The organism is Pseudomonas sp. NPDC088890 (assembly GCF_044900155.1).
Taxonomy (GTDB): domain Bacteria; phylum Pseudomonadota; class Gammaproteobacteria; order Pseudomonadales; family Pseudomonadaceae; genus Aquipseudomonas; species Aquipseudomonas urmiensis.
Map to the genome: position 1 here is coordinate 50,187 of NZ_JBJDNG010000017.1, position 13,262 is coordinate 63,448.

13 protein-coding genes are annotated in these 13,262 nt (G+C 64.0%); 5 read left to right on the forward strand and 8 right to left on the reverse strand.

Going from position 1 to position 13,262, the window contains the following annotated elements; all coding sequences use genetic code 11:
* Positions 1–30: 30 nt before the first annotated feature.
* On the reverse strand, positions 31–1,959 hold the full coding sequence (locus ACI2JX_RS23820; RefSeq protein ID WP_404691111.1) for an FTR1 family protein: 1,929 nt from the start codon (positions 1,957–1,959) through the stop codon (positions 31–33).
* 229 nt (positions 1,960–2,188) lie between these two features.
* On the opposite strand from ACI2JX_RS23820, the gene ACI2JX_RS23825 reads away from it, so the two are divergent.
* The 4 genes from ACI2JX_RS23825 to ACI2JX_RS23840 are packed head-to-tail and all read left to right on the forward strand — an operon-like array spanning position 2,189 to position 5,317.
* Positions 2,189–3,580 (forward strand): COG3014 family protein, encoded by a 1,392-nt coding sequence (locus tag ACI2JX_RS23825; protein WP_186555821.1) that lies wholly within the window; start codon positions 2,189–2,191, stop codon positions 3,578–3,580.
* Positions 3,581–3,595: 15 nt separating this feature from the next.
* The gene (locus tag ACI2JX_RS23830) at positions 3,596–3,961 is read left to right on the forward strand and encodes a YcfL family protein (RefSeq protein ID WP_264236843.1); all 366 of its coding nucleotides are present in this window, start codon (positions 3,596–3,598) and stop codon (positions 3,959–3,961) included.
* Positions 3,962–3,982: 21 nt separating this feature from the next.
* A complete protein-coding gene (lpoB, locus tag ACI2JX_RS23835) occupies positions 3,983–4,570 on the forward strand; it encodes a penicillin-binding protein activator LpoB (protein ID WP_404691112.1) in 588 nt (195 codons plus the stop codon).
* A 3-nt stretch (positions 4,571–4,573) separates the two neighbouring features.
* Entirely contained in the window at positions 4,574–5,317 is a 744-nt protein-coding gene (locus ACI2JX_RS23840; protein WP_404691113.1) for a penicillin-binding protein activator LpoB, read from the forward strand.
* Positions 5,318–5,439: 122 nt separating this feature from the next.
* Here ACI2JX_RS23840 and ACI2JX_RS23845 read toward each other — a convergent pair whose 3' ends face one another.
* The 6 genes from ACI2JX_RS23845 to ACI2JX_RS23870 form a co-directional block, all read right to left on the reverse strand.
* On the reverse strand, positions 5,440–6,861 hold the full coding sequence (locus ACI2JX_RS23845; protein WP_404691114.1) for an efflux transporter outer membrane subunit: 1,422 nt from the start codon (positions 6,859–6,861) through the stop codon (positions 5,440–5,442).
* On the reverse strand, positions 6,858–7,733 hold the full coding sequence (locus ACI2JX_RS23850) for an HlyD family secretion protein (protein WP_186555816.1): 876 nt from the start codon (positions 7,731–7,733) through the stop codon (positions 6,858–6,860). Before ACI2JX_RS23850 ends, ACI2JX_RS23845 begins: the two co-directional genes overlap by 4 nt.
* Entirely contained in the window at positions 7,730–7,942 is a 213-nt protein-coding gene (locus ACI2JX_RS23855) for a DUF1656 domain-containing protein (RefSeq protein ID WP_054902446.1), read from the reverse strand. The genes ACI2JX_RS23850 and ACI2JX_RS23855 overlap by 4 nt, the downstream gene beginning before the upstream one ends.
* A complete protein-coding gene (locus tag ACI2JX_RS23860) occupies positions 7,939–10,026 on the reverse strand; it encodes an FUSC family protein (RefSeq protein ID WP_404691115.1) in 2,088 nt (695 codons plus the stop codon). The genes ACI2JX_RS23855 and ACI2JX_RS23860 overlap by 4 nt, the downstream gene beginning before the upstream one ends.
* On the reverse strand, positions 10,023–10,475 hold the full coding sequence (locus ACI2JX_RS23865; RefSeq protein ID WP_264236848.1) for a MarR family winged helix-turn-helix transcriptional regulator: 453 nt from the start codon (positions 10,473–10,475) through the stop codon (positions 10,023–10,025). The genes ACI2JX_RS23860 and ACI2JX_RS23865 overlap by 4 nt, the downstream gene beginning before the upstream one ends.
* Positions 10,476–10,620: 145 nt before the next feature.
* Complete coding sequence (locus ACI2JX_RS23870; RefSeq protein WP_404691116.1) at positions 10,621–11,433, reverse strand: tetratricopeptide repeat protein; 813 nt, start codon at positions 11,431–11,433, stop codon at positions 10,621–10,623.
* Positions 11,434–11,639: 206 nt separating this feature from the next.
* On the opposite strand from ACI2JX_RS23870, the gene ACI2JX_RS23875 reads away from it, so the two are divergent.
* Entirely contained in the window at positions 11,640–12,197 is a 558-nt protein-coding gene (locus tag ACI2JX_RS23875) for a WYL domain-containing protein (protein ID WP_404691117.1), read from the forward strand.
* A gap of 194 nt (positions 12,198–12,391) precedes the next feature.
* On the opposite strand, the gene ACI2JX_RS23880 is transcribed toward ACI2JX_RS23875, so the two are convergent.
* A complete protein-coding gene (locus tag ACI2JX_RS23880; protein ID WP_186555811.1) occupies positions 12,392–13,255 on the reverse strand; it encodes an ABC transporter permease in 864 nt (287 codons plus the stop codon).
* Positions 13,256–13,262: the final 7 nt, after the last annotated feature.

The following is a 13,262-nucleotide window of genomic DNA, read 5'->3' on the forward strand; positions in this document are numbered from 1 at the left end:
GCGATGAGGCCGGCGCAGACTCGGCAGCCCTCAGCTGGCTGCAGCACGGCGCTTTTCCGTTAGACGCGAGCGCCCATACAGAATCACGATCGCCGTCAACGCCACCACCTGCGCCGCCAGCGAATACGCATCGGCATGAATCCCCAGCCAATCGAACTCGAAGAACGCTACCGGCCGCGTGCCCAGCACCCCAGCCTCTTGCAGCGCCTTGACGCCATGCCCGGCAAACACCACCGACAGCGCACACAGCAGCGCCGCATTGATGCTGAAGAACAGCGCCAGCGGCAGCTTGGCCGACCCACGCAGGATCACCCAGGCCAATCCCACCAGCAGCACCAGCGCCGTGGCGCCACCAGCCAACACCGCGTTATGCCCAGCGGGCCCCGACTGCAGCCACAGGGTTTCGTAGAACAAGATCACTTCGAACAGCTCGCGGTACACCGAGAAGAACGCCAGCATGGCAAAGCCAAAGCGCCCGCCACCGCTGAGCAGGCTGCTCTTGATGTAGTCCTGCCAGGCCGCGGCGTGGCGACGGTCGTGCATCCACACGCCCAGCCACAACACCATGACGCTGGCGAACAGCGCTGTGCAGCCTTCGAGCAGCTCGCGCTGGGCACCACCGACATCGATCACATAGGCCGCCAAGGCCCAGGTGGCAAAGCCTGCGACCAGCGCCAGACCCCAGCCGACGTTGACGCTGCGCACTGCCGATTGCTGGCCGGTATTGCGCAAGAAGGCCAGGATCGCCGCCAGTACCAGAATCGCCTCGAGGCCTTCACGCAGCAGGATCAGCAGACCGGAGATATAGCTCAGCGACCAGCTCAGGCCATCGCCGCCAAGCAGCTTGGCGGCCTCGTCCAACTGGGTTTTGGCCTCGGCCAAGCGTTGCTGGGCTTGCTCGACGGGCAAGCCATCCTGCAGCGACTGCCGATAGGCCATCAGGGCCTTTTCGGTGTCCTTGCGTACTTGGGTATCGATGTTGTCGAGGGAGCTTTCGACCAGCTCGAAACCTTCCAGGTAAGCGGCCACCGACAGGTCGTAGGCCTGGTCGTGATCGCCTTCGCGGTAGGCCGCCAGGCTCTTGTCCAACGTGCTGGCGGTGTACTCGAGCAATTGCGCCGGGCCGCGTTTGACCTGCGGCGGCTGGGCGCGCTGGGCGCGAAACGCCGGCAGTGCTGCAGCGCCTTCACTGGCGGCGACCTCGGCGGGGGTCTGGCGCGCCAGGTCGGCGAGGTTCCAGGTCTGGTCGCCCTTGGCCGCCTGCGGCTCGGCGGTGAAGCTGGCGACATAGGCAGCCACATCCCAACGCTGGCGCTCATCGAGCTGATCGGCAAACGACGGCATCTCGGTGCCTTCGATGCCAAGGCCCAGGGTGTTGTAGAGATCGAACAAGCTCAGCTGATCCAAGCGCTCGGCACTGCGCAGGTTGGCCGGCGGCGGCTCCAGGCCCACGCCGGCCGGGCCATCGCCCGCTCCGCTGTCGCCATGGCAGATCGAGCAGTTCTGCGCATACAGCGCAGCACCACGAGTAGGGTCCGGGGTGATGACCGGGGCCTGGCTGACCTCATAGGCCACTGCCAGGCGAGCACCTAGCTGACGCGCCTGGCGAGCCACGCTGGCACCGTCCTGGCGCTGGTCGATGGCCTGGCGCAGCGTCTGCACGCCTTGCTCCAGCGCATCGCGCTCGGCATGCGCGGGCAGGCCTTTGACCAGGTCCGCCAGCAGTGTGCTGAACTCCTGTTGCTCGCGGTATTCACCGTCGTCCAGCACCTTGCCGTCATGCACGGTCGGTGGGTAGTCGGCGCCGATGTAGTCGAGCAGGTGCAAGGCCTTGGTTGCCTCGGCGGGCGATTCGGCCAACGCCAGGGTGCTGCACAGCGCCAGCACCGGCCACAGCAGCCAGGCAAACAAACGGGGGCGGAAAGTCATGACCAGTCTCGTTAATACGAAAGAGAACATTGTTCACTTCCAATTGCCACTGCTCAAGGTTTGCTGGCGGATTTCATGAAAAATCTTGTAACAGTTGCGGCGACGTTGCGGCCTCGAAGACCTACAAAAAATTGAGAATCATTTAGCCACTGTATCGCCACCCTGCACGTATAATGCCGCGCCGCCACTAGTAGCCATTAACAATCATTCGGCCACTAGTGTCCGTCGCCGTCCATCTACTCAGGGAATCAGAACACCGATGGTCACCCGCGCCCTAACCGTTGTGGTAATTCTTGCCGCCTTGCAATTGACCGGCTGCGCCGTGTTTCGCAGCTACGACAGCGAGCTTCAGGAAACCAACCAGCAATTGACTGCTGGCAACGTCGACGCCGCCTTGAAGCTGCTGGAAAGCAACAACAAAGGCGAAAGCAAAGACCTGCTCTACTACTTCGAAAAAGGTGAGCTGCTGCGCTCCAAGGGCGACCTGCAAGGTAGCCAACAAGCCTGGCGCGCCGCCGATGGCGTGGTGCTGGGCTGGGAGGAGTCGGTCAAGCTCGACACCGAGAAGTACCTGAGCCAATTCGGCAGCTTCCTGGTCAACGACAAGGTTCGCCGCTACGAAGGCTATGACTACGAGAAGGTCATGCTGACCACGCAAATGGCCCTCAACCTGCTGGCCATGAACGATTTCGACGGCGCCCGCACCGAGATCAAGAAGACCCACGAACGCGAAGCGGTGATCGCTGAGCTACGTGACCGGCAATACCTCAAGCGCGAGGAGCAGGCCGAACAGCAAGGGGTGAAGACCGAGCTCAAGGACCTGCACGGCTACCCGGTGGCCAGCCTCGACGCGCCCGAAGTGGTCAGTCTGAAAAACAGCTACCAGAGCGCCTTCAGCCACTATCTGGCCGGATTCGTCTACGAAGCCCTCGGCGAGAAAGGCCTGGCAGCACCGGGTTACCGCAAGGCTGCCGAGCTGAGGCCGAACACGCCCTTGCTGGAGCAAGCCCTGCTCGACCTGGACAAGAACGGCGCCAGCAGCGCTGAAAGCGATGTGCTGATCGTGGTGCAAAGCGGTCTGGCTCCCGCGCGTGGCTCGATCAACATCCCGCTGCCGCTGGTGATCAAGGACAACCTGGTGATCACTCCGCTGTCGTTCCCAGTGGTCAAGGAGGACACCTCCACCACCTACTTCAGCCAAATCACCCTCAACGACCAGGCCGTGCCACTGACCGCCCTCAACAGCACCAGCGCGATGTCGCGCCGGGCCTTGCGCGACGACATGCCGGGGATCATCCTGCGCACCAGCGTGCGCGCCGCCAGCCGGGTGGTCGCGCAAAAGGAATTGAACGAAACCAACCCCCTGGCCGGCCTGATCGTGGGCATCCTCTCGGCGGTGACCGAGAGCGCCGACACTCGCACCTGGCGCACCCTGCCCAATGAAACCCAAGTGGCGCGGGTTCGCCTGGCGCCGGGCGAGCATCGCTTGAACCTGCCAGCGGGCCTCGGCGCCAGCCAGGTCATGGTCAAGATCGACCGCCCCTACCAGGTGGTCAGCCTGCGCGTGCTTGGCCGCCAGGTGTTTGCCAGCGGCCCCGCCGCACACGTTGTCCCCCTGGCCCAGCCGCAGGCGCTCGCCAGCCTCAAGTAACCTCAAGGATCGAACATGCGCTTTACCTGTATCGCCCTGCTCGCCGCCGCGCTGCTCGCCGGCTGCACATCGACTCCCGACCCCGACAGCGCCGCCAGCAAGGTGGTGACCATGGGCCAGCTCGATGATTTCGACCTCGGCCCGATGCGCGTCGCCCGCGAAAACGGCTTCCTCACCGTCAAGGTCGGCGTCAGCAACACCAGCCGCAGCAACCAGACCCTGTACTACCGCTTCGCCTGGCTGGGCGACGACGGCTTCCCGGTGGCCGACGCGGAAAGCTGGAAGACCCTCACCCTGTATGGCAAGCAGGCCAGCGTACTGCCAGCCATCGCCCCGCTTCCCCAGGCGACGGACTTTCGCCTCGAAGTCCACACCCGGTAATTTTTCCCAGGAGCAATTTTGATGTTTGCACGTATTACCTTCGCCGCTCTCGCCATCGCCCTGGTCAGCGGCTGCAGTACCCCATCGCCCGTCCTCGGTGGCAAGAACATCAGCTACGGCGACAGCAAGGCCGTGGAACTGATCACCAATGAATTCGGCTCCACCGACTTGCAGATGATCGCCGAGAGCATGACCCGTTCGCTGGCCCAGTCCGGTGTGCTGCATGGCCGCCCGGTGGTGCAGGTGTATGACGTGAAGAACAAGACCAGCGAGTACATCGATACCCGCGAGATCACCACCACGATCAAGACCCAGCTGCTGAAAACCGGCGTGGCGCGCTTCGCCAGCGACAACACCGACATGCAAAGCCAGGTCGATCAGCTCAAGCTGCAAAACCAGAGCGGCCTGTACAAGAAAAACACCGTGGCCAAGACCGGCAACATGATCGCCGCCAAGTACCGCCTGGAAGGCTCGATCAGCTCGATCGTCAAGCGCACCAGCGACTACAAGGACGTGTTCTACAAGTTCAGCCTGCAACTGGTCGACGTCGAAAGCGGCCTGGCTGAATGGATGGACGAAAAAGAAATCCGCAAGACCACGGAGCGCTAAGCGATGCGTACATGGATGGCAGTCATCGGCCTGGCTTGCGCGGTTTGCGCGCAAGCGGCCCCCAAGGTCGCGGTCACCGACCTCGCCTACCAGGCGCAGGTGGAGGAGTACATCCACAGCGTCAACGCCCACAACAGCGGCCAGTCGAGCCCGTATAACGCCAGTCACTCGTCGAGCTACAGCGAGTACCAAAGCAACAAGAGCTACATCGAGCAGAGCGAGCTGCGTAGCTTTGGTGGCGACATCAAGGGCGAGATTCTCAAGGGCGGGATGCTCCAGCTGGTCCAGGGCAAGCCCTACACGGCCTCGTCCAGCGAAGACGTGTACGACGTGATCGAGCGCATCAAGAACGGCGCGTTCCCCGGCGCCGACTATGTGCTGTTCGGCACCTTGTCGGATATCGATTTCCAGCGTGACGTCACTGCGCTGGACCATACCGACAGCTACTCGGCGGTGCTCGGTTTGAGCGTGGTGGCTGATTTCAGCCTGATCAACACCAGCACCTATGAGATCACGTCGGCGTTCACCGCCATGGGTGAGGGGCAGGACACCAAGCTGGTGAAAAGCCAGGATGCGCGCGTGACCCTCAACCGCCCACGGGTGGTGCGTGAGGTGTCCAAGGCGCTGGGGATGGACGTGGCGCAACAGCTGGCTGAGCAGCTAGGGAGTGAAGTGCCTGGGCAGCCGGAGCGGCCGGTGGGTCAAAGCCATTTGCCGGCGGATGAGCCGGCGCGGATTTTGCGCTGACTTGAGATTGCCGGGGCCGCTGTGCGGCCCTTCGCAGCGATTCGGCGCCCCGCCCCCCAGGTACCGCATGTACCTGTAGGAGCGGGCTTGCCCGCGAAGGGCCGCAACGCGGCCCCAGCATCTCACTGTCTGGTCGCAGTATCCTTCCAACCACCACCCAAGGCCAGGAACACACCAATCTGCCCCATCGCCACCTGGCTATTGGCCGCCGCCAACTGCGCGCGCATGTCGGTATAGGTGCGGGTCGCCTGCAAGTCCGCCAGGAACGACTCTCGCCCTGCCTGGAAATACCGGTGGGTCTGGTCCGCAGCTTCTTTCGCCGAACGCTCAGCCTCTTGCAAGGCGTCGCGCCGATCGAGCAAAGCGCTGTACTGGGCCAGGCGAGTCTGGGTCTCGCGAATAGCATTGAGCACCACCCCATCGAAATGCGCCAAGGCCGCCTGGGTCGACGCCTCGGTCTCGCGGATCCGTGCCCGGGTGCCGTTGGTGGGAATGGTCCAGCTAACCAATGGGCCGAAGCCCCAACGGTTGGTCGAAGGCTCGCCGAGGTTTTCCAGGATGCCGATGGTGCCCACTTGGGCGCCAATGCTGATATTCGGGTACAGCGCGCCGGTGGCCACGCCAATCGACGCGGTGGCGGCCGCCAGCTGACGCTCGGCCTGGCGCACATCCGGCCGGCGCTTGAGCAGCGCGGCGCCATCGCCAACCGGAATCAGCTGCGCCAGGTGCGGCAGCTCGGCGCAATCGGCAGTGCCAGCGGGCAACTGCTCGACTGGCTTGGCGAGCAACGCCGCGAGCGTATACAGGCCGGCCTCGCGCTCTGCCTTGAAGCGTGGCAGCTCAGCTCGCAGCGACTTGAACTGGGTCTGCGACCGAGTGACCTGGGTCTCATCGCCGCGCCCCGCATCACGCAGGCGTTGGTTGAGCTGTACGCTCTGCTCCTGCAAATCCAGCGACTCACGGGCAATGTGGTATTCCTCGTTGGCCGAGCAGACCTGGGTGTAGGCCTTGACCACATCGGCCACCAGGGTGATGCGGGCGGTATCGGCAGCAGCCTGTACGGCATCGGCGTTGGCCTGGGCCGCCTCGGTGCCGCGCTTGAAGGTGCCCCACAGGTCGAACTGATAGGAGGCGCTGAGGATCGCCTCGCCGATGTTGGCCACCGGCACTTTCTCCGGCAACAAGAACGCCTCTCCCGACTCTTGCAGACGCTGGGCAGCCACCTTGGCGCCGCCACTGAAGCCGCCTTGCGCCTCGGCCACCTCGAGCTGGGCGCGGGCCTTGGCGATGTTGGCGGCCGCCACGCGCAGCTCGGTGTTGGCGCCCAGGGCCTGACGCACCAGTTGATTGAGGCGCTGATCCTGGTACAGCTGCCACCAGTCCTCAGGGACCGGCGCCGACACCACGCTATCGGCATCCTGACGCAGCGGGCCGTTCAGATCGCTGCGCTGCACGGCGGCGTCCTTGGGCACCTCGTAGTTCGGGCCGACCATCATGCAGGCACTGAGGGACAGGCTCAGGCCCGCCAGGATCAGGTGTTTCATGGCCGCTGGCCCTCGATGATCGATACCGTGGCGGTCCGCCCGGCGATCATGCGGAAGTCTTGCGGCACTTCGTCGAAGGCGATCCGCACCGGAATCCGCTGAGCCAGGCGCACCCAGCTGAACGCCGGGTTGACGTTGGGCAGCAGGTTGGCGCCGCTGCTGCGGTCGCGGTCTTCGATGCCGGCAGCGAGGCTCTGCACGTGGCCGCGCAGGCGGGTGTCGTCGCCCATCACGCGGATGTCCACCGCATCGCCAATGTGGATGCCGCCCAGCTTGGTTTCCTCGAAATAGCCATCGACGTGGTACGAGGCGCTGTCGACCACCGACAGCACCGGCCGGCCGGCCGTGACGAACTCGTGCGCACGCGGCGCGCGGTCGTTGAGGTAGCCGTCGACCGGGCTGCGTACCACCGAGCGGTCGAGATTGAGCTGGGCACTGTCGACTGCGACCTGGGCTTCGTTGACCGCCGAGCGCGCGCGGGCCTCGCGGGACTGGCTCTCTTCCAGCTGCTCGGCCGCCACCAGGTTACCCAGCTGCTTGTTACGCCGGGCCTCACGGGCGGCCTGGGCGAGGGTTTCCTGACGTTCGCTCAAGGTCGCCTGGGCATGGCGCAGGGCCAGGGTGAAGCGGTCCTGGTCGATGGTGAACAGCACATCGCCACGCTTGATCACTTGGTTGTCGCGCACCTCGACCTGCTGGATCAGCCCGGACACGTCCGGAGCGATCTGGATCACGTCGGCTCGGATATGGCCGTCGCGGGTCCAGGGGGCGAACATGTAGTACACGACCATCTGCCAGACCAATACGGCCGCGAAGGTCACCACCAACAGGGTCAGGACCACACGGCCCAAGGTCAACAAAGGTTTTTTCATGGCAGCATCAGGCTTCGGCAAAAGTGATCCACCGCACCAAGCAGCACGGCATACAGGGCAACGTTGAACAATGCCCGGTGCCAGACCAGGCGGTAGAAATGCAGGCGCACCAATACGGCGTGCACGCCCAGAAACAGCAGGTAGGTGCAGAACATCATCACCAGTAGCGTGGGCAGGAACACCCCGCTGATATCCAGTTCACCGATCACAGCGGGGCTCCGTCGATCCCTTGGGGCAGTTGCGGTTGTTCGCTCGGTTCAAGCATCACCTCGACCCCCGGCAGCAGCGCCAGGCGCAGGCCGCTCAAGGCGTGCAGCAAGTGCACGCGGGCGTCGCCCCGGTCGTGCAGCTCGTCCAGGGCCAGGCTCTGGCGGGCCCGCTCCATGTTGCGCAGCAGCGCAGCCGGGGCGTGCAAGCGCTCACCGGCGCGCAGGCATTGGCCGTAGTGGGCGCCCACTTCCTCGATCACCGTTTGCAGGCGCTCACGGGCTTGCTGGCCAACGCGCGGCATGTAGGCGAGCAGGTCGAGCAGGTTCAGCCCCACGCGCAGATCGCGCAGGGCCACGCCGCTGTCCTGGCCGGTTTGCGACAGGCGCGGCAGGTGTTGCATCAGGCGGTCGAGCATCTGCACGCCGACCTGACGCTGCTCGGCCAAGGTCGCCGGCTGAGTCATTTCGACGATGTCGCGCCAGGCAAAGCGGGTCATGCGCTTGGCCGCCAGTTCCACGCCAAACGGGCGCAGCAGCAAGGTCCAGATGAAAGCGAACAATAGCCCCACCGGTCCTGCCAGGTTGGCGTTGAGGAAGGTGAAGAAGTCCGCGTCGTAGGCACCTTGGATGCTGATGAACGTCGCCGTGTTGACGATGGTCAGCAAGGTGCCGAGGTAGAAACGTGGCTGCACGGTAAGGGTGCCGACGCAAATGAACGGTATGGCGAACGCCAGCACCAGCATGGGGAAGTCGTGCAGATTGGGCAGGACCAGGAACAGATAGACGCTGGAGAAAATCACCGACATCAGCGTCCAGAAGAAGAACCGGTAGATCTGCGGCGCAGGGTCGTCCATTGCGGCGAAGAAGCTGCACGCCACGGCAGCGAGGATCACCGCACTGGCGCCGTCGTTCCAGCCCAGGCCGATCCACAGGCCGCAGGCGACGATGATCGCGGTGACCGTGGAGAACACCGAGTAGAGCATCAGGCCACGGTCGAAGAACGGCGTCAGGCGCCCCAGGCGCCAATGCCGGTAGGCGGCGCGCCAAGGCGTGGCATCGTCGTTGCGCAGGGCGTGCTGCAGGGTGCAGCAGTCTTGCCAGAGGTCGACCCATTCGGTGAGGCGATACAAGGCGTTGGACAGCAGCAGTTCCGGGCGCTGATCGAGCGCGGCGGCGCTGGGCTGGAGGCGATCGAGTTGGTCGCGCAGTGCGCTCCAGCGGCTGGCCGAGGCGTCTTCGGCGCTGGCTTGCAGCCATAGCCGCGCCTGGGCGAGCAGCGGCTGAATCTGGGCGAACTGGGCGGGTGCGCGGCCTTCGAGCGCTACCAGGGCGTCGTCCAGGGCATCGATCACTGGCAACAGGTGAATCATCCGTCCACGCAGTTCGCGGGCGTTCTTCAAGGTATGCGGCCCGGCGCCTTCGTGGCCGAGCTGGCCGATCATCAACTCCAGGCTGTTGAAGGTGGCGACCATCGAGGCGCGCATGCCGCCGATCTTGTCAGCAGCCACTTCGCGGGCGAGGTAGGTATCGCTGTAGCGCATCGCTTCGTTGAACCAGTTGCCCATCGAGCCGACCACCACTGGCGCTAGCCGGCGCGGCCAGAAGATCGCCCCGACCACTGCCGCGCAGACGATCCCCAGGCAGATCTCCTGGGCCCGCGACGATGCCACGTCGAACACCGCCAGCGGGTTATCCACCACCGCCAGGGCGATCATCGGCAGGGTGTAGCCGGCGAGCATCAGCACGTAGTTGTTGGCTGTGCGCAGGTTCAGCGAGAGGAATAGCAAGGTGCCGGTCCACAGGGCGATGGCAATCGACAGCAATAGCGGCGATTGCACCAGCGGCGGCACCAGCAAGATCGCACCACCGGCGCCAAGCAAGGTGCCCAGGGCACGGTACAGCGCCTTGGAACTGGTCGGGCCAACGAACGGGCTGGAGACGATGTACACCGTGGCCATCGCCCAGTACGGGCGCGGCAGCTGCATGAGCAGGGCGATGTACAGGGCGATCATCGAGGCGGCGAAGGTCCGTACGCCATAGAACCAGTCGCGCGCTGGCGGCATCGAGCTGAAAAAGCCGTTCATGCAAAGCCGCCTGGGGTGACCTGGCCGGCTGCTTCGAAAGCCTGGATAACGCGCAAGGTGGCTTCCAGATCGGCCTGGCTGATGCCGTGCAAGACCTCACGGCGCAGGCGCACCAGCTCAGCCTCGATGGATTCGGCAAGGAGGCGGCCATCAGCGGTCAGGCTCAAGGCCTTGGCGCGGCGGTCGAGTGGGTCTTCACTGCGGCAGACCAGGCCAGCCTTGCACAGCTGGTCGAGCAGGCGTACCAGCGAAGGGCTTTCCAGACCGGCAGCATTGGCCACCGCCACCTGATGCACGCCATCACCCAGGCGCACGATCATCAGAAGGGGCACCGCGCAGGCTTCGGAGATGCCGTAGCCGGTCAAGGCCGCATGGCAGATGCGCCGCCAATGGCGCGCAGCCACGACCATGCCGCTGCTGACTTTCAGGTGCAGTGCATCAAGCGTCATGTAAGGAACCGAGGATATTCATAGTTTGCTAACTATCAATATACGCCCTGCCCTCCCCCTGTCGTCAACCGCGGGCGATGAAGTACCGGGATGAAATGTTGTTCATGTGAGCGGAAATTGGGGCCGTTTCACGACCCCGACTCCCTCAAGGCCGAATCTGATCTTCCAGCTTCATGGTCAAAGCCAAGCTACTGCCCATCAAGATCGCCTGATCTCGCCAGTCCAGATAACGCGCCGTATCCCGGCTGCTGTAATGCACCGCCAGCTCTTCGGCCGCCTGCATCACCCCAGCGGCAGCAGCCAACTCCAGCCAATACAGCCCAGCCTTGCTATCGCTCTGAACATACAGGCCATGTAAAAACCGATACCCCACTTCAAACCGACACCGCGCTTCACCGCGTTTCGCGCCCTTCATGAACCAGCGCAACGCCTCGACCAGGTCAACCTGCCAGTCCTGATCGCCATCACAGATCTCTTCTTCGTACAGATCGCCCAAGGCCGCCGCCGCATGCAGCATCCCTCGCTCGAAGGCCTGGCGATAACACTCGGCAGCCTGCTCGTAGGACACTTCGACACCCTTGCCGAAATAGTGCTGCTGACCCAGGTTGAACCACGCCGCAGCGCTCCCCTGCAACGCCGCCATGCGCAGCAAGTGCCCGGCCAACTGGGTATCGGCGATCCAGTATTTGCCATTGAGCCAGATCCAGCCCAGGTCATTGAGCGCCGCCACATTGCCCTCCAGGGCCAGGCGCCGCAGGTCGCTGTACACCGCTTGCAGGTCGACCGCTTCATCCAGGCGACTGACCAGTCCAAAGCGCTCGCCCAACGGCGCCCGCTGGCTGGGCATGCCCACCCCGGCAAACAGCCGTTGGCGCTGGCGCGGCCGAGCCGGCACAGGGGCGATCCGCGCCGGCAAAAGACGCGCGAGCAGCGAATGGATATTGCTGGCAGCAGACATGTTCATCCTCATTGAACGACACACAGCCCCGACCGCAGCCGTGTTGAGGCGTGATTCTGCGCGATGCCACGACGAAACCTGTCGCGAACGATCTGATGGAAGGCAACCAAATGCATCTTCCTTGATCTGAGCACGGTGTGGCGAATTGCCATACCCCGCTCGTGCCGCCATCCTATTGCGGCAAGCCTAGACAAGGACGTTCCCTTTTGCCGTTCGCCACTACCCGCGCCACCCTCAGCCGTCAATGGGCGCTGCTGCGCCAATTGCCCAGCCGCTCCCCTGGCGTTACCAGTGCCGAACTGGTCTGGCGCCTGCGCGACGTTGGCTTTAGCGTCAGCAAGCGCACGGTCGAGCGTGACCTCAATGAGCTGTCGCTGATCTTTCCGCTTGAGCGCAACGACAAGAGCATCCCGTTTGGCTGGCACTGGTCGTCCACCGCCGTGGGCGAGTTACGCGGCAACTTCGATTTGCAGGGATTCTTGCGTGATGAGGCGCTGCAACCCGTGCAGGGCGCTGGAATGCAGATCCAGGCGTGGGTCAGCGATGGGCTGGCGCGCCAACTGCGCGAGGCGCCGTTGAGCGCGGATATGCAGCTAACGGCGCTCGAACACGGGCACCGGATGCGCGCCACAGTCACCGATGGCTGGCCGCTGCGTTGGTGGCTGTTGAGCCAGGGCGATGGCGTGGTGGTGGAACAGCCGCCCGCGCTGCGTGAAGAGATCGGGCGGACCTTGAGCAGTGCAGCGTCCCATTACCAAGACTGAGCTGCGCGCCGCCCTTTTCGCGGGCAAGCCCGCTCCCACAGGGACCTCACTGACCTTGAGGGCTGCAGAGTGCCAATGAAGGCCCTAGGTATGGGAACTGCAACCGACCTGAATGACTCACCGCCGCCCCAAAAGCACCGAAAAACCCTGTGGTAGCGGGCTTGCCCGCGAAGAATTCACCGCCGAAGTAAGGCCTAGCGCTGCATCCCCCAACGCCGAACGGTCACCCGCTCCAGGGTATTGAACACCAGCCCTTCCACCAACAGGCCGATCAAGATCACCACCGCCAAGCCGGCGAATACCTTGTCGGTGTACAGCTCATTCCGGTTCTGGAAGATGTACCAGCCCAGCCCGCCCTTGCCGCTGCTGGCACCAAACACCAGTTCGGCAGCGATCAGCGTGCGCCAGGCAAACGCCCAGCCGATCTTCAAACCTGACAAGATCGACGGCAGCGCCGCCGGCACGAGGATGTGCAGCACCAGGCGCAAACCCTTCAGGCCATAGTTTCGCCCAGCCATGCGCAGGGTCTCGGACACACCCAGAAAACCTGCATAGGTATTCAGCGCCAGCGCCCACAGCACCGAGTGCACCAGAACGAAGATCAGGCTGTTATCTCCCAGGCCAAACCAGAGCAGCGCCAGCGGCAGCAAGGCAATCGCCGGCAATGGGTTGAACATCGAGGTCAAGGTGCCGAGCAAGTCCCGGCCAAACTGGGTCGACACTGCCAGGCTAGTGAGGCCGAAGGCCAGCACGATGCCCAGCACGTAGCCCTTGAGCAGCACGATCAGCGAAACGCCGACCTTGGCCGGTAGCTCGCCGCTGAGCATGCCGTCCCACAGGGCAACAGCGGTTTGTAGAAAACTCGGCAGCAGCAGGTCGTTATCGGTGTAGCGCGCTGCAATCTCCCACAGCAGCGCCAACACAATCAGGATCACCGTCTTGCGCAGCCAACCTTGCTGCCACAGGCGCTGGACCAGTGGCAGTTGGCGTTCCAGAGGCACACTGAGCAGCGGCTGCAGCTGCACCTCGTATTCCTGACGTGCAGGGGTAGTGGTCATGGCACAA